The sequence below is a fragment of the Pseudomonas sp. FP603 genome, assembly GCF_030687415.1.
Taxonomy (GTDB): domain Bacteria; phylum Pseudomonadota; class Gammaproteobacteria; order Pseudomonadales; family Pseudomonadaceae; genus Aquipseudomonas; species Aquipseudomonas wuhanensis.
This window is the reverse complement of sequence record NZ_CP117431.1, coordinates 6,272,954-6,295,005: the sequence shown is the minus strand read 5'-3', so window position 1 is coordinate 6,295,005 and position 22,052 is coordinate 6,272,954. Positions and strand designations below refer to the sequence as shown.

General features: G+C 59.3%; 17 protein-coding genes and 2 tRNA genes. 15 read left to right on the top strand and 4 right to left on the bottom strand.

All coding sequences use genetic code 11. The features are described 5' to 3' along the window. From hflK to PSH65_RS29060, 5 genes are all read left to right on the top strand, one after another. Window positions 1-1,173 (top strand): FtsH protease activity modulator HflK, encoded by a 1,173-nt coding sequence (gene hflK, locus PSH65_RS29080; protein WP_305423904.1) that lies wholly within the window; start codon window positions 1-3, stop codon window positions 1,171-1,173. After that, complete coding sequence (gene hflC / locus PSH65_RS29075; RefSeq protein WP_008009823.1) at window positions 1,173-2,042, top strand: protease modulator HflC; 870 nt, start codon at window positions 1,173-1,175, stop codon at window positions 2,040-2,042. The genes hflK and hflC overlap by 1 nt, the downstream gene beginning before the upstream one ends. 315 nt (window positions 2,043-2,357) lie before the next feature. Then, complete coding sequence (locus PSH65_RS29070; protein WP_305423903.1) at window positions 2,358-3,545, top strand: ATP phosphoribosyltransferase regulatory subunit; 1,188 nt, start codon at window positions 2,358-2,360, stop codon at window positions 3,543-3,545. Between the two features lie 54 nt (window positions 3,546-3,599). Then, entirely contained in the window at window positions 3,600-4,889 is a 1,290-nt protein-coding gene (locus tag PSH65_RS29065) for an adenylosuccinate synthase (protein WP_095127394.1), read from the top strand. Window positions 4,890-5,039: 150 nt separating this feature from the next. Beyond that, window positions 5,040-6,884 (top strand): methyl-accepting chemotaxis protein, encoded by a 1,845-nt coding sequence (locus PSH65_RS29060; protein WP_305423900.1) that lies wholly within the window; start codon window positions 5,040-5,042, stop codon window positions 6,882-6,884. 122 nt (window positions 6,885-7,006) lie between these two features. Here PSH65_RS29060 and PSH65_RS29055 read toward each other — a convergent pair whose 3' ends face one another. From PSH65_RS29055 to PSH65_RS29040, 4 genes are all read right to left on the bottom strand, one after another. After that, window positions 7,007-8,572, bottom strand: coding sequence for an iron ABC transporter permease (locus PSH65_RS29055; protein WP_305423898.1), 1,566 nt, complete (start codon window positions 8,570-8,572; stop codon window positions 7,007-7,009). Next, a complete protein-coding gene (locus PSH65_RS29050; RefSeq protein WP_305423897.1) occupies window positions 8,572-9,582 on the bottom strand; it encodes an iron ABC transporter substrate-binding protein in 1,011 nt (336 codons plus the stop codon). The genes PSH65_RS29055 and PSH65_RS29050 overlap by 1 nt, the downstream gene beginning before the upstream one ends. Before the next feature lie 336 nt (window positions 9,583-9,918). After that, window positions 9,919-10,005, bottom strand: a tRNA-Leu gene (locus PSH65_RS29045). Between the two features lie 165 nt (window positions 10,006-10,170). Then, window positions 10,171-10,257 (bottom strand) — tRNA-Leu (locus tag PSH65_RS29040). 226 nt (window positions 10,258-10,483) lie between these two features. Here PSH65_RS29040 and rnr point away from each other — a divergent pair. The 10 genes from rnr to PSH65_RS28990 all read left to right on the top strand — a co-directional run bounded on the left by rnr (window position 10,484) and on the right by PSH65_RS28990 (window position 21,925). Beyond that, a complete protein-coding gene (gene rnr, locus PSH65_RS29035) occupies window positions 10,484-13,114 on the top strand; it encodes a ribonuclease R (protein ID WP_305423895.1) in 2,631 nt (876 codons plus the stop codon). Further along, window positions 13,111-13,878 (top strand): 23S rRNA (guanosine(2251)-2'-O)-methyltransferase RlmB, encoded by a 768-nt coding sequence (gene rlmB / locus PSH65_RS29030; protein ID WP_305423894.1) that lies wholly within the window; start codon window positions 13,111-13,113, stop codon window positions 13,876-13,878. Before rnr ends, rlmB begins: the two co-directional genes overlap by 4 nt. Window positions 13,879-14,196: 318 nt before the next feature. After that, window positions 14,197-14,619, top strand: coding sequence for a 30S ribosomal protein S6 (gene rpsF / locus PSH65_RS29025; protein WP_007902678.1), 423 nt, complete (start codon window positions 14,197-14,199; stop codon window positions 14,617-14,619). A gap of 28 nt (window positions 14,620-14,647) precedes the next feature. Continuing rightward, window positions 14,648-14,878: a 30S ribosomal protein S18 gene (gene rpsR, locus PSH65_RS29020; RefSeq protein ID WP_002551829.1), complete on the top strand. Its 231-nt coding sequence runs from the start codon at window positions 14,648-14,650 to the stop codon at window positions 14,876-14,878. A gap of 36 nt (window positions 14,879-14,914) precedes the next feature. Then, a complete protein-coding gene (locus PSH65_RS29015; protein WP_305423893.1) occupies window positions 14,915-15,808 on the top strand; it encodes a hypothetical protein in 894 nt (297 codons plus the stop codon). A gap of 19 nt (window positions 15,809-15,827) precedes the next feature. Next, window positions 15,828-16,274: a 50S ribosomal protein L9 gene (gene rplI, locus PSH65_RS29010; protein WP_003197251.1), complete on the top strand. Its 447-nt coding sequence runs from the start codon at window positions 15,828-15,830 to the stop codon at window positions 16,272-16,274. A 120-nt stretch (window positions 16,275-16,394) separates the two neighbouring features. Beyond that, window positions 16,395-17,792: a replicative DNA helicase gene (gene dnaB / locus PSH65_RS29005; protein WP_019691515.1), complete on the top strand. Its 1,398-nt coding sequence runs from the start codon at window positions 16,395-16,397 to the stop codon at window positions 17,790-17,792. A gap of 259 nt (window positions 17,793-18,051) precedes the next feature. Beyond that, window positions 18,052-20,355, top strand: a complete 2,304-nt coding sequence (locus PSH65_RS29000) for a YgiQ family radical SAM protein (protein ID WP_305423891.1) — start codon at window positions 18,052-18,054, stop codon at window positions 20,353-20,355. 203 nt (window positions 20,356-20,558) lie between these two features. Further along, complete coding sequence (locus PSH65_RS28995; protein ID WP_305423889.1) at window positions 20,559-21,479, top strand: NAD synthetase; 921 nt, start codon at window positions 20,559-20,561, stop codon at window positions 21,477-21,479. Then, window positions 21,476-21,925, top strand: a complete 450-nt coding sequence (locus tag PSH65_RS28990) for a hypothetical protein (protein WP_305423888.1) — start codon at window positions 21,476-21,478, stop codon at window positions 21,923-21,925. Before PSH65_RS28995 ends, PSH65_RS28990 begins: the two co-directional genes overlap by 4 nt. Window positions 21,926-22,052 lie beyond the last annotated feature (127 nt).

Sequence of the window (22,052 nt, the reverse complement as noted above, 5' to 3'; positions counted from 1 at the left end):
ATGGCTTGGAATGAGCCGGGTGGCAACTCGAATAATCAGGATCCTTGGGGTGGCAAGCGCCGCAATAACGGCGACCGCAAGGGACCACCGGATCTCGACGAGGCCTTCCGAAAGCTGCAGGAAAGCCTGAACGGGTTGTTCGGTGGTGGTAAAAAACGCGGTGACGAGGGCGGTGGTCCGGGCAAGAGTGGCGGCTTTGGCGGCCTGCTCGGCATCGGCCTGGTCGTGCTGGCGGCCGTGTGGCTGTACAGCGCTGTCTACGTGGTCGACGAGCAGGAGCAGGCGGTAGTGCTGCGCTTCGGCAAATACTATGAAACCGTCGGCCCGGGCCTGAACATCTATTTCCCGCCGATCGATCGCAAGTACATGGAAAACGTCACGCGTGAGCGTGCCTATACCAAGCAGGGTCAAATGCTGACTGAAGACGAAAACATCGTCGAAGTACCGCTGACCGTGCAGTACAAGATCAGCAACCTGCAGGACTTCGTGCTGAACGTCGATCAGCCGGAAATCAGCCTGCAGCATGCGACCGACAGTGCCTTGCGTCACGTGGTGGGTTCTACCGCCATGGATCAGGTGCTGACCGAAGGTCGTGAATTGATGGCCAGCGAAATCAAGGAGCGTCTGCAACGCTTCCTCGATACCTATCGCACCGGTATCACCGTCACCCAGGTCAACGTACAGAGCGCAGCTGCACCGCGTGAAGTTCAGGAAGCCTTCGATGACGTGATCCGCGCCCGTGAAGACGAGCAGCGTTCGCGCAACCAGGCTGAAACCTACGCCAACGGCGTCGTGCCGGAAGCCCGTGGTCAGGCCCAGCGCATCCTCGAAGATGCCAACGGTTACCGCGACGAGACCGTCTCCCGCGCCAAGGGTGAGGCTGATCGCTTCACCAAGCTGGTGGCCGAGTATCGCAAGGCCCCTGAAGTCACCCGCCAGCGTCTGTACCTGGACACCATGCAGGAAATCTTCAGCAATACCAGCAAGGTTCTCGTGACCGGCAACAAGGATGGCCAGAACAATCTGCTGTACTTGCCGCTGGACAAGATGATCGACAGTGGTCGCAGCCCCGGCGCTCCGGTGACCGGCGCAGCAGCCAGCAGCAATGAAGTGAATGCGCGTGCGGCAGCTGATCTGCAGCAACAGCAAGCACGTACCAGGGAGAGTCGCTGATGAGCAATAAATCGCTGATCGCCCTTATTATCGGCGTCGTCGTGGCGATCGTTGCCTGGAACTGCTTCTACATCGTGGCTCAGACCGAGCGTGCGGTGATGCTGCAGTTCGGTCGCGTGGTCCAGGCCGATGTTCAGCCGGGCTTGCACGTGAAAGTGCCTTACGTGAACAAGGTGCGTAAATTCGACGCGCGCCTGATGACACTGGATGCACCGACACAACGCTTCCTGACGCTGGAAAAGAAAGCCGTCATGGTCGATGCCTACGCCAAGTGGCGCGTGAAAGATGCCGAGCGCTTCTACACCGCGACTTCCGGCCTCAAGCAGATTGCCGACGAGCGTCTTTCCCGTCGTCTGGAATCGGGCCTGCGTGACCAGTTCGGTAAGCGCACCCTGCACGAAGTGGTGTCCGGTGAGCGTGATGCGCTGATGGCAGACATCACCTCTTCGCTGAACAAGATGGCGGAAAAAGAGCTGGGTATCGAAGTTGTCGATGTCCGGGTCAAAACCATCGACCTGCCGAAGGAAGTGAACCGCAGCGTGTTCGAACGTATGAGCACCGAGCGTGAGCGTGAAGCTCGCGAGCACCGCGCCAAGGGTAACGAGCTGGCTGAAGGCATCCGTGCCGACGCCGACCGTCAACGCCGCGTGCTGCTGGCTGAAGCCTATCGTGAATCCGAAGAGGTTCGCGGTGACGGTGATGCCCAGGCTGCTGCGATCTACTCCAAGGCATACGGCCAGGATCAGGAGTTCTACGCGTTCTACCGTAGCCTGCGTGCCTACCGTGAAAGCTTCGCGAACAAATCCGACGTCATGGTCCTGGACCCGGGCAGCGACTTCTTCCGTTACCTGGAAAAAGCCAAGCCTTGATACGGCGTTGACCTGAATCATCCCCCGCCGGGCGGCTAAAACCTCGGGCGGGGTGATCCTTTGGGAAAACGTGTGTATGATGCGGCAGCCGGGAAATTCCCGGCTTTTTTGCGTCTGCACGTTTGATTGCTGTTTTTGTGCAGGCGTCCGAGTTGAATGACTCGACAGGTTTTTCGAGGAAAGTGGTTGGCGAAGCCGATTTCAGGCTTTTCGCCCCGTTGTTCATGCGCGTGGTTTGCACATGAGCCGATCATTTTCTGCTTCACTCAAGGCTCGCCCAAAGGCTTGTCGCCCGGATCATAGGGGAATGGCGTAATGGCAACGGTAGACCGCTGGCTGCTGCCAGATGGCATCGAAGAAGTACTGCCACCAGAAGCTGCGCGCATCGAAGTAGCGCGTCGCCAGGTGTTGGATCTGTTCCAGAGCTGGGGTTACGAGTTTGTCGTGACTCCCCATATCGAGTACCTGGAATCCCTGCTGACCGGCGCGGGCTCGGACCTCGATCTGCGTACCTTCAAGGTCATCGACCCGCAGTCGGGCCGGCAGATGGGTTTTCGCGCCGACATCACGCCGCAAGTGGCGCGCATCGATGCGCACACCCTGCGTCGCGAAGGGCCGAGCCGTCTGTGTTATGCCGGCAGCGTGCTGCATGCTCAGCCACGCGCCTTGTCGTCCTCGCGCAGCCCGATTCAACTGGGCGCCGAGTTGTACGGCGATGCCAGCCCGAGCAGCGACGTGGAAGTCATCAGCCTGATGCTGGCCATGCTGAAACTGGCCGATGTGCCGGATGTGCACATGGACCTCGGCCATGTCGGCATCTACCGCGGCCTGGCCCGCGCCGCCGGTTTGTCCGGCGAAGTCGAGCAACAGTTGTTCGATGCGTTGCAACGTAAAGCCATCGACGAGGTCATTACCTTGACCGAAGGCCTGCCTGCCGATCTGTCGGGCATGCTGCGAGCGTTGGTCGACCTGTGTGGCGGTCGTGAAGTGTTGAGCGCAGCGCGTGAGCGTCTGGCCAATGCACCGGCGCCCGTGCTGGCGGCCCTGGACGATTTGCTGGCGATTGCCGAGCGTCTGTCCACGCGTTTCCCGGAATTACCGCTGTATTTCGACCTGGGCGAGTTGCGCGGCTATCACTACCACACGGGTGTAGTGTTCGCCGTGTTCGTACCGGGTGTTGGCCAGTCCATCGCTCAGGGCGGTCGTTACGACGACATCGGCGCCGATTTCGGTCGTGCCCGTCCGGCAACTGGTTTCTCTACCGATTTGAAAACCCTGGTGACCCTGGGGCGTGCTGAAATCGAGCTACCGTCTGGCGGTATCTGGATGCCAGACAGTACGGATGCAGCACTCTGGCAGCAGGTTTGCCAGTTGCGCAGTGAGGGTCAGCGTGTCGTTCAGGCATTGCCTGGGCAACTTTTGGCCGCCGCCCGTGAAGCGGACTGCGACCGGCAATTGATTCAGCAGAACGGGCTTTGGCAAGTATTGCCGCTGGCTTCTTGAGTTTTCCTGCCGGCCGCCGCCGGCACCAAGTTTGCGCGAATGAGGACAAGTGTTATGGGTAAGAATGTCGTAGTCCTGGGCACCCAATGGGGTGATGAGGGCAAAGGCAAGATCGTTGATCTGCTGACCGAACATGCTGCCGCCGTAGTGCGCTACCAAGGTGGCCACAACGCTGGCCACACCCTGGTGATCGACGGCGAAAAAACCGTCTTGCACCTGATCCCGTCGGGCGTGCTGCGCGAAGGCGTGCAATGCCTGATCGGTAACGGCGTGGTGGTTGCACCCGACGCCCTGCTGCGGGAAATCATCAAGCTGGAAGAGAAAGGCGTACCGGTGCGCGAGCGCCTGCGTATCAGCCCGTCCTGCCCGCTGATCCTGTCCTACCACGTAGCGCTGGACCAGGCTCGTGAAAAGGCCCGTGGCGAGCTGAAGATCGGTACTACCGGTCGCGGCATCGGCCCGGCTTACGAAGACAAGGTTGCCCGTCGCGGTCTGCGCGTAGGTGATCTGCTCAACATGCCGCGCTTTGAAGCCAAGCTGCGTGAATTGGTGGAATACCACAACTTCATGTTGGTCGGTTTCTACAAAGAGCCAGCCATTGACTTCGACAAGACCCTGGCCGAGTGCAAAGAATACGCTGAACTGCTCAAGCCGCTGATGCTGGACGTGACTGCCGAACTGCACGATCTGCGTCGTGCTGGCAAAGACATCATGTTCGAAGGCGCCCAAGGTTCGTTGCTGGACATCGACCACGGCACCTACCCGTACGTGACCAGCTCTAACACCACTGCTGGCGGCGTTGCTACCGGTTCGGGCGTTGGTCCTATGTTCCTGGACTACATCCTGGGTATCACCAAGGCTTACACCACGCGTGTAGGTTCGGGTCCATTCCCGACTGAGCTGTTCGACGAAGTCGGTGCGCACCTGGCTAAACAAGGTCACGAGTTCGGCGCGACCACCGGCCGTGCTCGTCGTTGTGGCTGGTTTGACGCCGTTATCCTGCGTCGCGCTATCGATGTGAACAGCATCTCGGGCATCTGCCTGACCAAGCTGGATGTACTCGACGGTCTGGAAACCATCAACATCTGCGTCGGCTACAAAGATGCAGAAGGTAAGGACGTTGCCCCGACTGACGCTGACAGCTACATTGGCCTGCAGCCGGTATACGAAGAAGTGCTGGGCTGGACAGAGTCGACCGTGGGTGCCAAAACTCTGGAAGAGCTGCCAGCTAACGCCCGTGCTTACATCAAGCGCGTTGAAGAGCTGATCGGTGCGCCGATCGACATTATTTCGACGGGCCCGGACCGCAACGAAACCATCGTTCTGCGTCACCCGTTCGCTTAATAAGTCGTTGATGTAAAAAACAAAGGCCCCTTAATTGGGGCCTTTGTCGTTTATGCCTGTCGAGCGGCATGACCTTTGCTGTGAACATTGAAAAAGCATCGTTTCTGACGTGCTATCAATTTGATGGCGTCAAAGCAGAGGGATTTTTCAGTGTCGGCCGTTCTCTCACTGTTACAAAGCCGTCTCTTGCGGCCCGTGTTCGTTACCCTTGGTATCGCCCTTTTGGTGCAGGTGCTGGTGGCTGTCGCTCTGACCCGGAGCACGGTGACTGCGCTGGAAGCTGATTTGGGTGTGCGCCTGGACGCCGATAGCCAAAAGCTCTCTGGTGAGCTTGAGCAGGCAGGGCGTGAAGTCACGTCGAGCCTGGATAATCTGTCCACCAGTACCCGTCAGCGCCTGACGGCCGGGCTGTCTTCGCGCCTGAAGGACGAGCAGGCGCAACTGCGTACGACTCTGGAGAAGGACCTGAAGGATTCGGCCAACGACATGGCGCAGCTTCTGGCCTCGGTCGCACCCCGCGCCATGTGGGACAGCGACATTCCCACTCTGTCCGAATTCGCTCGCCGTGCCCAGCGCAATCCCAGTGTGTTGTTCGTGGTCTACGACGACGCTACGGGCCAGCACCTGACGCGCTACCTCAACCGGGAGAACCCGATCAACAAGGCGCTTCTGGAAAAAGGCCAGGGCGAGCGGGCGCTGGACAAGGTGCTGGATGCGGCGAAGAACGATCCGTCGGTCTACTACCTTGAAGCTTCGATCAACCCCAATGGGGTGGAGATCGGCAAGGTTTTGATGGGCGTCTCGACCGCCTCCGTGGAAACCGATCTGGCGGCGCTGCGCGGACGTCTGCAATCGGCGCAGTCCACCGCCACTGAAATGAAAGCCAATACCACCAGTGCCGTGCAGGACGCTGCGGGGACTTTGCGCTGGCGCATTGGCATGGGCCTGGTGCTGGTGGGGTTTGGTGTGCTGCTGTTGCTGGCGGTGGTACTGGGTCGTCGAGTGGTCAACCGCTTGAAGCTATTGATCGCCGCCATGGATGACCTGGCGGCAGGTGAGGGCGATCTGACCAAACGTGTGCAGATCAATAGCCAGGATGAGATTGGCGATATGGCCTCGGCGGTCAATCGCTTTGTGGATAAGTTGCAGCCGATCGTGCGGGAGGCGGGCGATGTGGCTCAGCGAACCGGCGTGGAAATTGGCGCCATGACCCTGCGCAATGCTGGCGCCGATGCGGCGGCGGGCATGCAGCGCGATGAAGTGGCCGAAAGCTTGCGCGCGTTGTCGCAAATGGCTGACGAAGCTCAGTCTGAAAGCCACGCCATGCAGGCTGCTTTGCGGCAGGTGGTGGATATTCGTCAGGCCACGGATGAAAACACTCGGACCTCGGCGAAAGTTGGCAGTCTCATCGAGGCATTGGCCGGACAAGTCGACACCGGCGCGAAAGTCATCGAGCGCCTGGCACAGCAGAGCGAGCAGATTGAAGTGGTGCTGACGGTGATTCACGGGATCGCCGAACAAACCAACTTGCTGGCGTTGAACGCGGCCATTGAGGCGGCGCGTGCCGGCGAGACCGGTCGCGGGTTTGCCGTGGTGGCGGATGAGGTGCGGGCACTGGCGAGCAAGACTCAGAGCTCAACCGGTGACATTCAGGCTCACATCGTTGCGTTGCAGCAGGGCGCGCGCGAGGCCGTCGCGGCCATCGGGCAGGCTGGACGTCAGGCCAGCGAAGGTTTGCTGGTGTTGCGCGACAGTGCGCGGTTGCAGCAGTCGGTGCAGGTGTCGGTCGAGCAGGTGCATGCGGCAATCGGTCTGGCGACCCAGGCCGCGGCGCATCAGGCGCAAGGTGCGCAAGCAGTGCGTGGGCGGGTTGAGACCATTCATGCTCAAGCGGAGAAGGCTGCTCAGGCGGTGGTGGAAACCACGGCTAGCGGCAAGGTGCTGGATGGCTTGGCGGCGCAATTGAAGGCGAGCCTGGGGCAGTTCAGGGCTTAAGTTTTGTATTGTTTGTGTGGACGCCATCGCGGGCAAGCCCGCTCCCACAGGATTTGTGTCGTACATAAATTTTGTATATGACCGCTCCCCCTGTGGGAGCGGGCTTGCCCGCGATAGCGATCTCAGCGGCTCAAATACATCCGCGTCGTCAGTAAATAAACCGGCAACCCCGACACCACAATCAACAACGCCGCATAAGGCGCCGCCGCCGCAAACTCCACATTCGCAGTATGCGCCCAGACTTCCGTCGCCAACGTATTCAGCCCGGTAGGGCTCAGCAACAGCGTCGCCGTCAGCTCCTTCATCGCATCCAGAAATACCAGTGCAAATGCCGCACCCAGCGCCGGGAAGATAATTGGCAACGTCACCCGACAAAACGCGCTGAAAGACGACGCTCCCAGCGTGCGTGCGGCCTCTTCCAGTTGCGGCGCAGCCTTGTTCAGCGCGGTGCGAATCGGCGCTTGAGCCAGCGGCAGAAACAACAGCGCATAAGCGATCAGCAGCAGCGCCGAGGTCTGGTACAGCACCGGCACATAATGCAGAGCGAAATACACCAGGGTCAGCGCAATCACCAGTCCCGGCAGTGCATGCAGCAGATACGGCAGGCGCTCGGCCCAGATTGCCAGTCGGCCTTTATGGCGCACCACCAGCAACCCCACCGGCATCGCGAGCACCAGGCACAATGCTGCGCCACCGAGGGATAGCGCCAGAGACGACAACAAGGCCTCGCTGATCGCGGAGACCGGGAACGCCGCTGACGAACCCACCATCAGCCAGTACGCCAGCATTCCCAGCGGAATGCCGCTGCCGATGATCGCTAGCAGCAGGCAGTAGAGCTGTCCGACAGTCGTCCAAGGCCCCAGGTGAACCTGCAGCGCATGTCGCGCCGCGCCCTGGCCGGTGCGCACATGTCGGCCCTTGCCACGCACGCGTAGCTCCAGCCATAGCAGCACCAGGCACAGCACCAGCAGCACCGCCGAAAGCATCGCTGCGTTAGCGTTGCTGAATTCCAGTTCGAACTGCTGGTAGATCGCTGTCGTGAAAGTCTGCAGGCCGATGATCGACAGCGCGCCGAACTCCACCAGCATGTGCAGTGCAATCAGCAGCGAACCGGCCAGCAGTGACGGCCAGAGCAGAGGCAGGGTGATTTTAAAGAACACGCCCCAGCGATTCTGCCCCAGGGTTCGAGCGGACTCCTCCAGAGAAGGATCGAGATTACGCAGGGTTGCCGCCACCGGCAGAAAAATCAGCGGGTATTTGGACAGGGTCATCACCAGGATCGCGCCGCCTAGCCCTTCGAAGTGAGCGCTCAGGGAGACCCAGGTGAAGCTGCTGACAAACGCCGGCACCGCGAACGGCAGGCACAGGATCACGCCCCATAGCCGTCGCCCCGGCAGATTGCTGCGCTCCAGCAACCAGGCGAGCGACAAGCCAATCACGCCGCAGGCCAGCGTAACGCCCGCCATCAGCGCCAGCGTATTGCGCATCAGGCCAAACACGTAGGGCCGCCATAACAGATGCAGCGCCTCGGCCCAGCCTGCTTGCCAAGTCTTGAGGCCGACATAAGCCAGTGGCAATAGGCTGAGCACGACCAGCAGCAAAACCGGCAGCAACAACCAGATCGACGGCCGCTTGCGCCGTGGCACGTAGCCCCTGCGCAAGGCGGGGGCAGATAACGATGCGCTCATCAGTTCAAGCCAACGTCACGTTCCAGGTCCAGGGCTTCTTCGGCGTTGCCGAGGTCGGCGGGCGTGACTTTCGGCGCTTGCAGTTCGCTGAACGGCTTGAGGCCGCGATCCGATTCCATGCCTTTGTGCAGCGGGTATTCGGCGGTGGTCTGGGTGATCACGCGCTGACCTTCTTCGCTGGCCATGTAGGCGAGCAATTGCTGGGCTTCTTTTGGATGCTTGCTGGATTTCAACACCGCAGCGCTGGAGACGGTGATCAGCCCGCCGACGTCGCCGCCGGTGAAGTAATGCAGTTTCGAATCGAGCTGGCCTTTTTCGCGCTGCAGGGCGAACCAGTAATAGTTGTTCACCAGCACGGTGGCGACTTCGCCATTTTCCACGGCTTTCAATGCAACCATGTTGTTGCTGTAAGTCTTGCCGAATGCACGCAGGCCGGTGAGCCATTCTTCGGCCGCGTCCATGCCGTGGACTTTAATGATCGCCACGGCCTGTTCCTGGAATGCGCCACTGGTTGGCACAAAACCGACCTTGCCTTGCCATTTCGGGTCGGAGAATTCCATTACCGACTTGGGCAGGTCTTTTTCATCGATCAGCTTGGGATTGAACGCAACCACGCGAACTCGCGCGGTGATACCGATCCAGGTGCCGTTGCTGGCCACGTAGTCCTTTGGCAGAACGGCGAGGGTAGCGGCGTCGGTTTTCGCCAGCAGACCTTGTTCGCCGAGTTTGTTCAGCGGTGGGGATTCTTCGGTGTAGATCACGTCGGCGGGGGAGCGATCGCCTTCTTCGACGATCTGGCTGGCGAGTTGGTTGCTGCTGCCCTTGCGCACATTGACGTGAATCCCGGTCTTGGCTTCGAAGGCTTTGGCGACGGCGTCGCCGACTTCCTTGTGTTGGCCGTTATAGAGTGTCAGGGAAACCGGATCGGCGGCTTGGGTGAGGGGAGTGGCGAGTGTCAGGCCGAGCAGGGTGATGGTCAGGCCGCGGCGCAGGGTATTTCGAAACATCATTCGCAGGGTTCCTCACTGTCGCATTGCAAAATCTTGCAACAATGATAAACGATATTGTTTCTCATGTGCGTCTTGCGGGTCTGAGGCGTGTTTGCTAGAGGGGCAGGGGCGGGGTTTTGTGGCGAGGGAGCTTGCTCCCGTTCGGCTGCGAAGCAGCCGTAAACCCTGAGAGTGCGGTGTAACTGTTGGAATGATGAGGAGCGCTTCGCACTCCAGCGGGAGCAAGCTCCCTCGCCACAGGAGAAGTAATGGCTTGAGTTTTTTGAAAGCCAGAAACGCAAAAACCCGCTTTCGCGGGTTTCTGTGAAATTCAAGATCGTGACCTTGAATTTGAATTGGTGCCCAGAAGAAGACTCGAACTTCCACGACCTTGCGGTCACCAGCACCTGAAGCTGGCGTGTCTACCAATTTCACCATCTGGGCATAATCGCAAGCGTTGCCGCTGTTGATGTGGCGCACTATACGGAGAGCATTTTGATCTGTAAACCCCTGATTTAATTTTAATAAACCGGAAGCCTGGAATGCAAAAACCCGCTTTCGCGGGTTTTTGTGTGAGCCTTGAAATTGTTCTAATCTCAAGCTCGAAATTGGTGCCCAGAAGAAGACTCGAACTTCCACGACCTTGCGGTCACCAGCACCTGAAGCTGGCGTGTCTACCAATTTCACCATCTGGGCAGTATCGGCAGCGCGTGTGCGTCGTCGATGGCGCGCACTATACGGAGCGTCTTTTTAACTGTAAACCCCCGGCATCGAAAAAACCTGGAAAATTTCACCGGCGGTATTCAAATCAGCTTTGCGGTGTCGATAAAGGGCTTTAGATGGGCTGTCATAGCCTGAAATTTCCCGTTTCATTACGCCTATGCCAAACTAACCCGCATATAGACAAGGTGAAAACTCTCTAATGGCCGATTGGCAGTCCCTCGATCCCGAGGCCGCTCGTGAAGCGGAAAAATATGAAAACCCTATTCCTAGCCGCGAACTGATCCTTCAGCACCTTGCTGATCGAGGTTCGCCTGCTAACCGCGAGCAGCTGGTCGAAGAGTTTGGTCTGACCACAGAAGACCAGATCGAAGCCCTGCGTCGCCGCCTGCGCGCCATGGAGCGCGACGCTCAACTCATCTATACCCGTCGCGGCACTTATGCGCCGGTGGACAAGCTCGACCTGATCCTGGGCCGCATCAGCGGTCACCGTGACGGCTTCGGCTTCCTGGTCCCGGACGACGGCAGTGACGACTTGTTCATGAGCCCGGCGCAAATGCGCCTGGTGTTCGATGGCGACCGTGCCCTGGCGCGTGTTTCCGGCCTCGACCGTCGCGGTCGCCGCGAAGGCATGATCGTCGAAGTGGTGTCCCGTGCCCACGAGACCATTGTGGGTCGTTACTTCGAAGAGGGCGGTATCGGTTTCGTCGTCGCGGACAATCCGAAGATCCAGCAGGAAGTGCTGGTGACGCCGGGCCGCAACGCCAACGCCCAGATCGGTCAGTTCGTCGAAGTGAAGATCACCCACTGGCCGACGCCACGCTTCCAGCCGCAAGGCGATGTGGTTGAAGTCGTGGGCAACTACATGGCGCCGGGCATGGAAATCGATGTCGCCCTGCGCACCTACGATATTCCTCACGTCTGGCCTGAAGCGGTGCTCAAGGAAGCCGCCAAGCTCAAGCCTGAAGTCGAAGAGAAAGACAAAGAGAAGCGTATCGACCTGCGTCACCTGCCGTTCGTGACCATCGACGGCGAAGATGCACGCGACTTCGATGACGCGGTCTACTGCGAAGCCAAGCCGGGCAAACTGCGCCTGTTCTCCGGTGGCTGGAAGTTGTACGTGGCGATCGCCGACGTTTCCAGCTACGTGAAAATCGGTTCGGCGCTGGATAACGAATCCCAGGTTCGTGGCAACTCGGTGTACTTCCCCGAGCGTGTCGTGCCGATGCTGCCTGAACAATTGTCCAACGGTCTGTGCTCGCTGAACCCGCACGTCGATCGCTTGGCGATGGTCTGCGAGATGACCATCTCCAAATCCGGCGAGATGACCGACTACTGCTTCTACGAAGCGGTGATTCACTCCCATGCCCGCCTGACCTACAACAAGGTCAGCGCCATGCTGGAGACGCCGAAAGCCACTGAAGCACGTCAGCTGCGTGGCGAATACACTGACGTCCTGCCGCACCTCAAGCAGCTGTACTCGCTGTACAAGGTCCTGCTGGCGGCCCGTCACGTGCGCGGCGCGATCGATTTCGAAACCCAGGAAACCCGGATTATCTTCGGTTCCGAGCGCAAGATTGCCGAAATCCGTCCGACTGTCCGCAACGACGCCCACAAGCTGATCGAGGAATGCATGCTGGCGGCCAACGTGGCCACTGCCGAATTCCTGAAAAAGCACGAAATCCCTGCGTTGTATCGCGTCCACGACGGCCCGCCACCGGAGCGCCTGGAAAAACTGCGCGCCTTCCTTGGCGAGCTCGGCCTGTCCCTGCACAAAGGCAAGGATGGTCCGTCGCCGAAGGATTACCAGGCTTTGCTGGCCAGCATCAAGGACCGTCCGGATTTCCACCTGATCCAGACCGTCATGCTGCGTTCGTTGAGCCAAGCGGTGTACAGCGCTGATAACCAGGGCCACTTCGGCCTGAATTACGAAGCCTATACCCACTTCACTTCGCCGATTCGCCGCTATCCAGATTTGCTCACGCACCGGGCAATCCGCAGCGTCATCCATTCGAAAATGGACACCCCGCATGTTCGCCGTGCCGGTGCGATGACCATTCCGAAAGCGCGGATCTATCCATACGACGAAGCGATCCTGGAGCAGCTCGGCGAGCAGTGCTCGATGAGCGAGCGGCGTGCCGACGAAGCGACCCGCGACGTAGTGAACTGGCTCAAGTGCGAGTTCATGAAAGACCGCGTGGGCGAATCGTTCCCGGGTGTGATCACCGCCGTGACCGGTTTCGGTCTGTTTGTCGAACTGACTGACATTTACGTCGAAGGTCTGGTGCACGTCACCGCGCTGCCGGGCGACTACTACCACTTCGATCCTGTACACCACCGCCTCGCCGGTGAGCGTACCGGTCGCAGCTTCCGCCTTGGCGACACCGTTGAAGTGCGCGTCATGCGTGTCGACCTCGACGAGCGCAAGATCGACTTCGAGATGGCTGAAAAAACCATCAGCGCGCCGATCGGCCGCAAGAAGCGTGGGACTGAAACCGCTGCTCCGGCTTCCAAGTCCGCCGCAGAGCCGGCACCGGCGAAAGCCGGCCGTCGTCCTGCCAAGGAAAAGGCTGTCGAAGCCTATCGCCCGAGCGATGCCGCGGCAAAAAATGCCGAGTTGCGCAAAAGCCGTGAACTGAAACAGGCGTTGCTGGCTGAAGCGAAAAGCGGCGGTAAAGCGGCGTCTGGGGGAAAGACCGGGCGGTCGGCGTCTGACAAGGCCTCCGGCGGCAAGCCAGCAAAACCGAGCAAACACCGTAAAGGCCCGCCAAAAGCGGGTTCCGCTCCAGCCGCCAGAAGCGGCGGGGCGCGTAAACCTAAGGCCAAGTCATGAGTCAGTTGGAAAAAATCTATGGCGTGCATGCTGTAGAAGCGTTGCTGCGTCATCACCCAAAACGCGTCAAGCAGATCTGGCTGGCTGAAGGCCGCAGTGATCCGCGGGTGCAGACGCTGATCGCACTCGCTGCCGAAAATCGCGTAGCGGTCGGTCAGGCTGAGCGTCGTGAGCTGGATGCGTGGGTAGATGGCGTGCACCAGGGCGTGGTCGCGGACGTTAGTCCAAGTCAGGTCTGGGGCGAAGCGATGCTCGACGAATTGCTCGATCGTACCGAAGGCGCGCCGCTGTTGCTGGTGCTCGACGGCGTGACCGATCCGCACAACCTTGGTGCTTGCCTGCGCTCGGCCGATGCGGCGGGCGCGCTGGCGGTGATCGTGCCAAAGGACAAGTCAGCGACCCTGACCCCGACGGTGCGTAAAGTCGCCTGTGGCGCGGCGGAAGTGATTCCGTTGGTGGCTGTAACCAACCTGGCGCGCACCCTGGAAAAACTCAAGCAGCGTGGCTTGTGGGTCGTCGGTACAGCGGGCGAGGCTGAGCAGGATCTGTATCAGCAAGACCTGACCGGCCCGACCATCCTGATCATGGGCGCGGAAGGCAGCGGAATGCGCCGCCTGACTCGCGATCTTTGCGATTACCTGGTGCGTCTGCCGATGGCGGGCAGTGTCAGCAGTCTCAATGTGTCCGTCGCCACCGGCGTCTGCCTGTTCGAAGCGCTGCGCCAGCGCGGCGTCAAAGCCGCCGGGGCCGCCAAAAAGTCCTAAGCCGGACACGATCCAAATGTGGGAGCGGGCTTGCTCGCGAATACGGTCTGACATTCAACACTTTTGCTGAATGACACACCGCTTTCGCGAGCAAGCCCGCTCCCACATGGGTTCTGCGCTATGGTGCAGATCGGTGGTGTGAACGAACTGTTCAAATAATCACCAATTGCCTTGCGCCTCTCTTGTCCCTTCTCTACAATTGCGCCCCTTGCTGTGACGGCAGGCACGCATGTGTCTATCGCAAGCAAGTCCATAAGTGTCATTCACTCCTTGTCTGACCGCTTTTGAGCGGCAGGCTACAACCCGTAAGGAGCATTCATGCGTCATTACGAAATCATCTTTTTGGTCCACCCGGATCAAAGCGAGCAAGTCGGCGGCATGGTTGAGCGTTACACCAAGCTGATCGAAGAAGACGGCGGCAAAATCCACCGTCTGGAAGATTGGGGTCGTCGTCAACTGGCCTACGCAATCAACAATGTTCACAAGGCTCACTACGTGATGCTGAACGTTGAGTGCACTGGCAAGGCCCTGGCCGAGCTGGAAGACAACTTCCGCTACAACGATGCAGTGATCCGTAACCTGGTCATCCGTCGCGAAGAAGCCGTTACCGGCCAATCCGAGATGCTCAAGGCTGAAGAAAACCGCAGTGAGCGCCGTGAGCGTCGCGACCGTCCTGAGCACTCCGACGCCGAAGGCGTTGATGGTGATGACAGCGACGCCAGCGATAACGCTGACGAGTAATCCACGGACCTTTTGAGGAGCCTATTACATGGCACGTTTCTTCCGTCGTCGTAAATTCTGCCGCTTCACCGCTGAAGACGTGAAAGAGATCGATTACAAAGATCTCAACACTCTGAAAGCTTACGTATCCGAGACCGGCAAAATCGTTCCAAGCCGCATCACCGGTACCAAAGCTCGTTATCAGCGTCAGCTGGCCACCGCTATCAAGCGCGCCCGCTTCCTGGCCCTGCTGGCCTACACCGACAGCCACGGCCGCTGAGACCGGGCAGTCGACACGTAGCAAAGGATTGAATGCATGCGCGCCTTAGCTGAGTTCATCATGCGCGGCCGTATGCAGGCCACTCTGGTAGTGGCTGGATGCGCAACGTTGCCGTTGTTGTATTGGTTGGGTGCTGCCGCCGGATGCCTTGTGCTCCTGCGGCGCGGATTGAAGGACGCCTTGGGCGTTCTTGCTCTGGGACTGCTGCCGGCGTTGATCTGGTGGCTTTACTCCGACGACCCACGGGCGCTTCTGGTGCTGCTGGGGTCTTCGAGCCTTGCGTTGGTTTTGCGCGCAAGCGAGTCCTGGAACCGCGTGCTGCTGGTCAGCATAGCGATGGGGTTGGTGTTTTCAGTGGTGCTGGGGGTGGCTTTTGCGCCCCAGATCGAGATGCTGGCGCAGGCTTTGATAAAAGTCATGCCGTCGTTACTCGGTGATGTCTACCAGCAATTGTCGGTAGACGAGCAGGCGCGTTTCGCGTCCCTGATTGCACCGGTCCTGACCGGCCTGATTGCGGCTTTGTTGCAAATCGTCAGTGTGCTGAGCCTGATTGTCGGGCGCTACTGGCAGGCGTTGTTGTACAACCCGGGTGGTTTTGGTCGCGAGTTTCGCGCCATCCGAATCCCGCTGGGACCGGCGATGTTGCTGCTGGCGTTAATGCTTCTGGGGCCTAATTTAGGCTCGCAGATGGCCATGTTGACGCCGTTGTGCAGTGTACCGCTGGTGTTCGCCGGGCTGGCCCTGATTCACGGGCTGGTGGCGCAAAAGCGACTGGCCAAATTCTGGCTGGTGGGGTTGTACGTCACGCTGTTGCTGTTCATGCAGCTGATCTATCCGTTGCTGGTGGTCTTGGCCATCGTCGACAGCCTGATTGATTTTCGCGGTCGTTCGGCACCGAAAGATGCCGATAACGCGAACGGTGAAGGTTAAAAGTTAAGAGGATTTTCACATGCAACTGATCCTTCTGGAAAAAGTCACCAACCTGGGCAACCTGGGTGACAAAGTGAACGTTAAGGCTGGTTACGGTCGTAACTACCTGCTGCCTTACGGCAAAGCTACCGCTGCGACCGCTGCCAACCTGGCTGCGTTCGAAGAGCGTCGCGCTGAGCTGGAAAAAGCCGCAGCAGACCGCAAAACTTCGGCTGAAAGCCGTGCCGCCCAACTGGCTGAGCTGGAAGTGACTATCACTGCCACCGCTGGTGACGAAGGCAAGCTGTTCGGTTCGATCGGCACCCACGACATCGCTGATGCACTGACCGCCTCTGGCGTTGAAGTTGCAAAAAGCGAAGTTCGTCTGCCGAACGGCACCATCCGCAACGTAGGCGAATTCGACGTAGCCGTGCACCTGCACGCCGAAGTTGAAGCCACCGTACGCGTTGTCGTGGTAGCAGCTTAAGCAGCACTTGTCGGCTGGCACCCTCGGGTGCTTGCCGGTAACATCGGGCACGATCCTGTTTACAGGTCGTGCCCTTTGTCTTTCTGCAGTTCCTGATTTCCCTAAATAAACCAAGTGGCCATGAACGATATCTCCGCTCCCGAGCAATATGATCTGCAAACCGCTGCCCTGAAGGTGCCGCCGCATTCCATCGAGGCCGAACAGGCCGTGCTCGGTGGTCTGATGCTGGACAACAACGCCTGGGAACGCGTGCTCGATCAAGTCTCCGACGGCGATTTCTATCGGCATGACCACCGCCTGATCTTCCGGGCCATCGCCAAGCTGGCGGACCAGAACTCCCCGATCGACGTCGTGACCCTTGCCGAGCAATTGGACAAGGAAGGTCAGACCTCGCAAGTCGGTGGACTCGGTTACCTCGGTGAACTGGCGAAAAACACGCCGTCCGTCGCCAACATCAAGGCCTATGCCCAAATCGTTCGCGAGCGGGCGACGTTGCGCCAGCTGATCGGCATCAGCACCGAAATCGCCGACAGCGCCTTCAACCCCGAAGGCCGCACCGCCGCTGAAATCCTTGACGAGGCCGAACGGCAGATCTTCCAGATTGCCGAGGCCCGTCCGAAAACCGGCGGCCCGGTCAGCGTCAACGACCTGCTGACCAAGGCCATCGACCGCATCGATACCTTGTTCAACACCGACAACGCCATTACCGGCCTGTCTACCGGCTATACCGACCTCGACGAGAAGACCAGCGGACTGCAACCGTCCGACCTGATCATCGTCGCCGGCCGTCCGTCCATGGGTAAAACCACCTTTGCGATGAACCTGGTGGAAAACGCCGTGTTGCGTAGCGAGAAGGCTGTTCTGGTTTACTCCCTCGAGATGCCAGGCGAATCGCTGATCATGCGTATGCTGTCTTCCCTCGGCCGGATCGACCAGACCAAGGTCCGGGCCGGTCGCCTTGAAGACGACGACTGGCCGCGCCTGACGTCGGCGGTCAACCTGCTCAATGATCGCAAGCTGTTCATCGATGACACGGCGGGTATCAGCCCATCGGAAATGCGGGCCCGGACCCGTCGTCTGGTGCGTGAGCACGGTGAGATCGGCCTGATCATGATCGACTACCTGCAGCTGATGCAGATCCCGGGTTCCAGCGGTGATAACCGCACCAACGAGATTTCCGAGATTTCCCGGTCCCTGAAAGCCCTGGCCAAGGAATTCAACTGCCCGGTGGTGGCACTGTCCCAGCTCAACCGTTCCCTGGAACAACGGCCGAACAAGCGCCCGGTGAACTCCGACTTGCGCGAATCGGGTGCGATCGAGCAGGACGCCGACGTGATCATGTTCGTGTACCGGGACGAGGTGTATCACCCGGAAACCGAACACAAAGGCATTGCCGAAATCATTATCGGCAAACAGCGGAACGGCCCGATCGGCTTTATCCGCCTGGCCTTCATCGGCAAATACACCCGATTTGAAAACCTGGCGCCGGGTAGCTACAACTTCGACGACGATGAATAACCTGCGCAGGGACTTTGTGGCGAGGGAGCTTGCTCCCGCTGGGTTGCATAGCAACCCCAAAACCTGAGTCATCCTGTTTCAGGTGCACCGTATTTGTATATGTTGCGACTGCTTCGCAGTCGAGTGGGAGCAAGCTCCCTCGCCACAGAGGTTGCGTATATCGCTCGCTGATTTCCGACCATAGCCGTCGGAATTGGTCAAATTTTGTGCTATATTCCGCGCCCGCGAAATTCAATGAAAGCCAACGCCGGTTATCGACATGCAAGCAGCCAAGCCGTTATTTGACTATCCCAAGTACTGGGCCGAATGTTTCGGGCCAGCGCCATTCCTGCCGATGAGCAGGGAGGAGATGGATCAGCTTGGCTGGGATTCCTGCGACATCATCATCGTCACCGGTGATGCCTACGTCGATCACCCGTCGTTCGGCATGGCGATCATCGGCCGGCTGCTGGAGGCCCAGGGCTTCCGCGTCGGGATCATTGCGCAGCCGAACTGGCAGTCCAAAGACGACTTCATGAAGCTCGGCGAGCCGAACCTGTTCTTTGGCGTCGCGGCCGGCAACATGGACTCGATGATCAACCGCTACACCGCCGACAAGAAAATCCGCTCTGACGACGCCTACACCCCGGGTGGCCTGGCGGGCAAACGTCCGGACCGAGCGAGCCTGGTTTATAGCCAGCGCTGCAAGGAAGCCTACAAGAACGTGCCGATCGTGCTCGGTGGCATCGAAGCCTCCCTGCGCCGCATCGCCCACTACGATTACTGGCAGGACCGGGTGCGCAACTCGATCCTGATCGACGCTTGCGCCGACATCCTGCTCTACGGCAACGCCGAGCGTGCGATCGTCGAAGTCGCCCAGCGTCTGTCGTTCGGTCACAAGATCGAAGACATCACCGATGTGCGCGGCACTGCGTTCATTCGGCGTGACACGCCAAAAGACTGGTTCGAGATCGACTCCACGCGTATTGACCGTCCGGGCAAGGTCGACAAGATCATCAACCCGTACGTGAACACCCAAGACACCCAGGCTTGCGCCATCGAGCAGGAAAAGGGGCCGGTTGAGGACCCGCAGGAAGCCAAGGTAGTACAGATCCTGGCCAGCCCGAAAATGACCCGCGACAAAACCGTGATTCGTCTGCCGTCGGTTGAAAAGGTCCGTGGCGACGCGGTGCTTTACGCTCACGCCAACCGCGTGCTGCACCTTGAAACCAACCCGGGCAATGCCCGCGCATTGGTGCAGAAGCATGGCGAAGTCGACGTCTGGTTCAACCCGCCGCCGATTCCGATGACCACTGAAGAAATGGACTACGTGTTCGGCATGCCTTACGCACGGGTTCCGCACCCGGCGTACGGCAAGGAAAAGATTCCGGCCTATGAAATGATTCGTTTCTCGGTAAACATCATGCGCGGCTGCTTCGGTGGCTGTACGTTCTGCTCGATCACCGAGCACGAAGGCCGGATCATCCAGAATCGTTCCGAAGAGTCGATCATTCGCGAAATCGAAGAGATCCGCGACAAGGTCCCGGGCTTCACCGGTGTCATCTCCGACCTCGGCGGCCCGACCGCGAACATGTACCGCATCGCCTGCAAGACCCCGGAAATCGAATCCGCGTGTCGCAAGCCTTCGTGCGTGTTCCCGGGGATTTGTCCGAACCTCAACACCGACCACTCGTCACTGATCCAGCTCTATCGCAGCGCCCGCGCCTTGCCGGGGGTGAAGAAGATCCTGATCGCATCCGGTCTGCGTTACGACCTCGCGGTCGAGTCGCCGGAATACGTCAAGGAGCTGGTGACCCACCACGTCGGTGGTTACCTGAAGATCGCCCCGGAACACACCGAGGAAGGTCCGCTCAACCAGATGATGAAACCGGGCATCGGCAGCTATGACAAGTTCAAGCGCATGTTCGAGAAGTACACCAAGGAAGCCGGGAAAGAGCAGTACCTGATTCCGTACTTCATCGCCGCTCACCCGGGCACCACCGACGAAGACATGATGAACCTGGCCCTGTGGCTCAAGGGCAACGGTTTCCGTGCCGACCAGGTGCAGGCGTTCTACCCGTCGCCGATGGCTACCGCCACCGCGATGTACCATTCGGGCAAGAACCCGTTGCGCAAGGTCACTTACAAGAGTGACGGCGTGACCATCGTCAAGAGCGAAGAGCAGCGTCGTCTGCACAAGGCGTTCTTGCGTTATCACGACCCCAAAGGCTGGCCGATGCTGCGTGAAGCGCTGACCCGCATGGGCCGCGCCGACCTGATCGGGCCGGGCAAGAACCAGTTGATCCCGCTGCATCAGCCGGCGACCGACAGCTATCAGAGCGCCCGTCGCAAGAACTCGACGCCGGCTGGCAGCCATAAAGTGGCGGGGGAAAAGACCACCAAAATCCTGACCCAGCACACCGGGCTGCCACCGCGTGCCAGCGACGGCGGCAACCCGTGGGACAAGCGTGAACAAGCCAAGGCTGCGGCATTTGCCCGCAACCAGCAGGCGGCCAAGGAGCGCAAGGACGCGGCCAAAGGCAAGGGACCGAAACCGGCCCGAAAACCAGTCGTGCCGCGTTAATCTGCGCGCCATATCGCAAAACGCCAGCCTCAGTGCTGGCGTTTTGTTTTCTAGCGAGTGTGCGGCCTGTTTGCTAAGGTGACGCGCGCTTCAATGGCTGCCCGGGAAATCGATTTTCCTGTGCAACGCCAAACCCTGTGGGAGTCGGAACTCGCCTGCACAGGCAACAAAGATCACACCCCCGATTTTCAAGGACGATTTACATGAGCAACCCCTTACCGGGTATCGGCATGGACTACAGCCCCTCCCAGTTCATGGCCCGCCAATGCATCGAAAGCCAGATCAACCTGCCACGCCTGTTCGCCGCCATCGACGCCGCCCCCGGAATCGTCGGCGCGGGCGTGGTGTACATCGACGCCGAATTCAACGTAGTGACCCTGCGCGAGTTCAAGCCGATTTGCAGTATCAGGCCCAAGCGAATCATTTTGCGCGAGGCGCAGAAGTACATCGCGCCGGCTCAGTTTGCGCAGCATGTACAGGACAATCCGCGCGAATCACGCCTGGTTGGGGAGGCTGTCAACACCACTTTATCGTGCGCGGGTGCAGTGATCGGCTGGATCGTAGTGCTCAGTGGCTCCGTGGCTATTCCGTTTTCGGCAGGGGCAAGTACTGTGGTCGCTGCGCTCGGTTATACCGCTGCGGCTGCCAGCTCAGTGCAGTGTTTTGCCAGCGGCTATCGGACCCGCAATGAGATCGTCAACCCTGCCCGTAACGATGAGCTCGACAGCGAAGAGTGGTACCAGTACACCATGATTGCGCTGGATGCTGCGTCCTTGGTCGGGGTAGGCGCATCCACGCTGACAACGCTCAAACTGGTCAGGCTGAATAAGGCCACGACCGGGAAAAGTGTCAGGGAAGTGCTCAGGGGGCTGAATCGACAGGAACGTGCCAAACTGACCAAAGAACTATTGAGCATCAACGACCCGCGCTTGACGTCGAAGATGATCAAGTTGAAGCAGTTATCGGGTGAATTGCCCAGGCGTTTCACGCCCACCGAGGTCAAGCATGCAACGGTCACTCAGATAAAAGACGCCTTGGGCGCCGCTATCGGTTTTACCGGCAGTGCAATTTCGGGGAATGTCCGCACCATTGCCGTAGGCCTGTACGAGGAGGCTGAGCAATGAATGAGCTGCCCAGCATTCGCAATTTTCTATCGAAGTATTTCCCGGTCTTCATGGGGGCAATATTCGCGTCAATTTTTACCCTGGTCTTTGCGGTGCCTTTGTTTTTCGAAAGCTATTTTAGAAACCTTCCGTTGGCTGACAACGCCAAGTACTCTTTTTTCGGGGGGATCGCGCTTACCCTCTTCGTCGTGCATTGTCATTTCATGGTCGCGCGCGGTCGTCCGCAATGGGTGCGGCCTCTGGTCGTGCTTCTGGCCCTTTGTTTTCTTGGGGTACTGCCCACCATTGCATATGAGGTGCATCCCCTGACTTATGCGGTGACGTTGCTGTTCCCACTGTTGACACTATTGCTGCTCAATAGCAAACGTCACCGCGAGATGCGCCAGAAGCTGCTTGAAGTACGTCACTTGCGCCAAGCTGTTATTGCAAAGCACAAAGCCCGTTAGTTGGGTGGACTCAGCACCCGCCCCTCACACGTGCGCCACAAATATGCGCAACCCTCGCACTATAACCACAGCCACGGCTCCGTTTTGGTGCTGTACTGCACCGGGTCTGTCGATAAAGCGCAATGAC

What these genes read in the sequence shown, in the direction of transcription:
- hflK (WP_305423904.1), top strand. Translation starts at nt 1, where the DNA reads ATGGCTTGGAATGAGCCGGGTGGCAACTCGAATAATCAGGATCCTTGG.
- hflC (WP_008009823.1), top strand. Translation starts at nt 1,173, where the DNA reads ATGAGCAATAAATCGCTGATCGCCCTTATTATCGGCGTCGTCGTGGCG.
- PSH65_RS29070 (WP_305423903.1), top strand. Translation starts at nt 2,358, where the DNA reads ATGGCAACGGTAGACCGCTGGCTGCTGCCAGATGGCATCGAAGAAGTA.
- PSH65_RS29065 (WP_095127394.1), top strand. Translation starts at nt 3,600, where the DNA reads ATGGGTAAGAATGTCGTAGTCCTGGGCACCCAATGGGGTGATGAGGGC.
- PSH65_RS29055 (WP_305423898.1), bottom strand. Translation starts at nt 8,572, where the DNA reads ATGAGCGCATCGTTATCTGCCCCCGCCTTGCGCAGGGGCTACGTGCCA.
- PSH65_RS29050 (WP_305423897.1), bottom strand. Translation starts at nt 9,582, where the DNA reads ATGATGTTTCGAAATACCCTGCGCCGCGGCCTGACCATCACCCTGCTC.
- rnr (WP_305423895.1), top strand. Translation starts at nt 10,484, where the DNA reads ATGGCCGATTGGCAGTCCCTCGATCCCGAGGCCGCTCGTGAAGCGGAA.
- rlmB (WP_305423894.1), top strand. Translation starts at nt 13,111, where the DNA reads ATGAGTCAGTTGGAAAAAATCTATGGCGTGCATGCTGTAGAAGCGTTG.
- rpsF (WP_007902678.1), top strand. Translation starts at nt 14,197, where the DNA reads ATGCGTCATTACGAAATCATCTTTTTGGTCCACCCGGATCAAAGCGAG.
- rpsR (WP_002551829.1), top strand. Translation starts at nt 14,648, where the DNA reads ATGGCACGTTTCTTCCGTCGTCGTAAATTCTGCCGCTTCACCGCTGAA.
- PSH65_RS29015 (WP_305423893.1), top strand. Translation starts at nt 14,915, where the DNA reads ATGCGCGCCTTAGCTGAGTTCATCATGCGCGGCCGTATGCAGGCCACT.
- rplI (WP_003197251.1), top strand. Translation starts at nt 15,828, where the DNA reads ATGCAACTGATCCTTCTGGAAAAAGTCACCAACCTGGGCAACCTGGGT.
- dnaB (WP_019691515.1), top strand. Translation starts at nt 16,395, where the DNA reads ATGAACGATATCTCCGCTCCCGAGCAATATGATCTGCAAACCGCTGCC.
- PSH65_RS29000 (WP_305423891.1), top strand. Translation starts at nt 18,052, where the DNA reads ATGCAAGCAGCCAAGCCGTTATTTGACTATCCCAAGTACTGGGCCGAA.
- PSH65_RS28995 (WP_305423889.1), top strand. Translation starts at nt 20,559, where the DNA reads ATGAGCAACCCCTTACCGGGTATCGGCATGGACTACAGCCCCTCCCAG.
- PSH65_RS28990 (WP_305423888.1), top strand. Translation starts at nt 21,476, where the DNA reads ATGAATGAGCTGCCCAGCATTCGCAATTTTCTATCGAAGTATTTCCCG.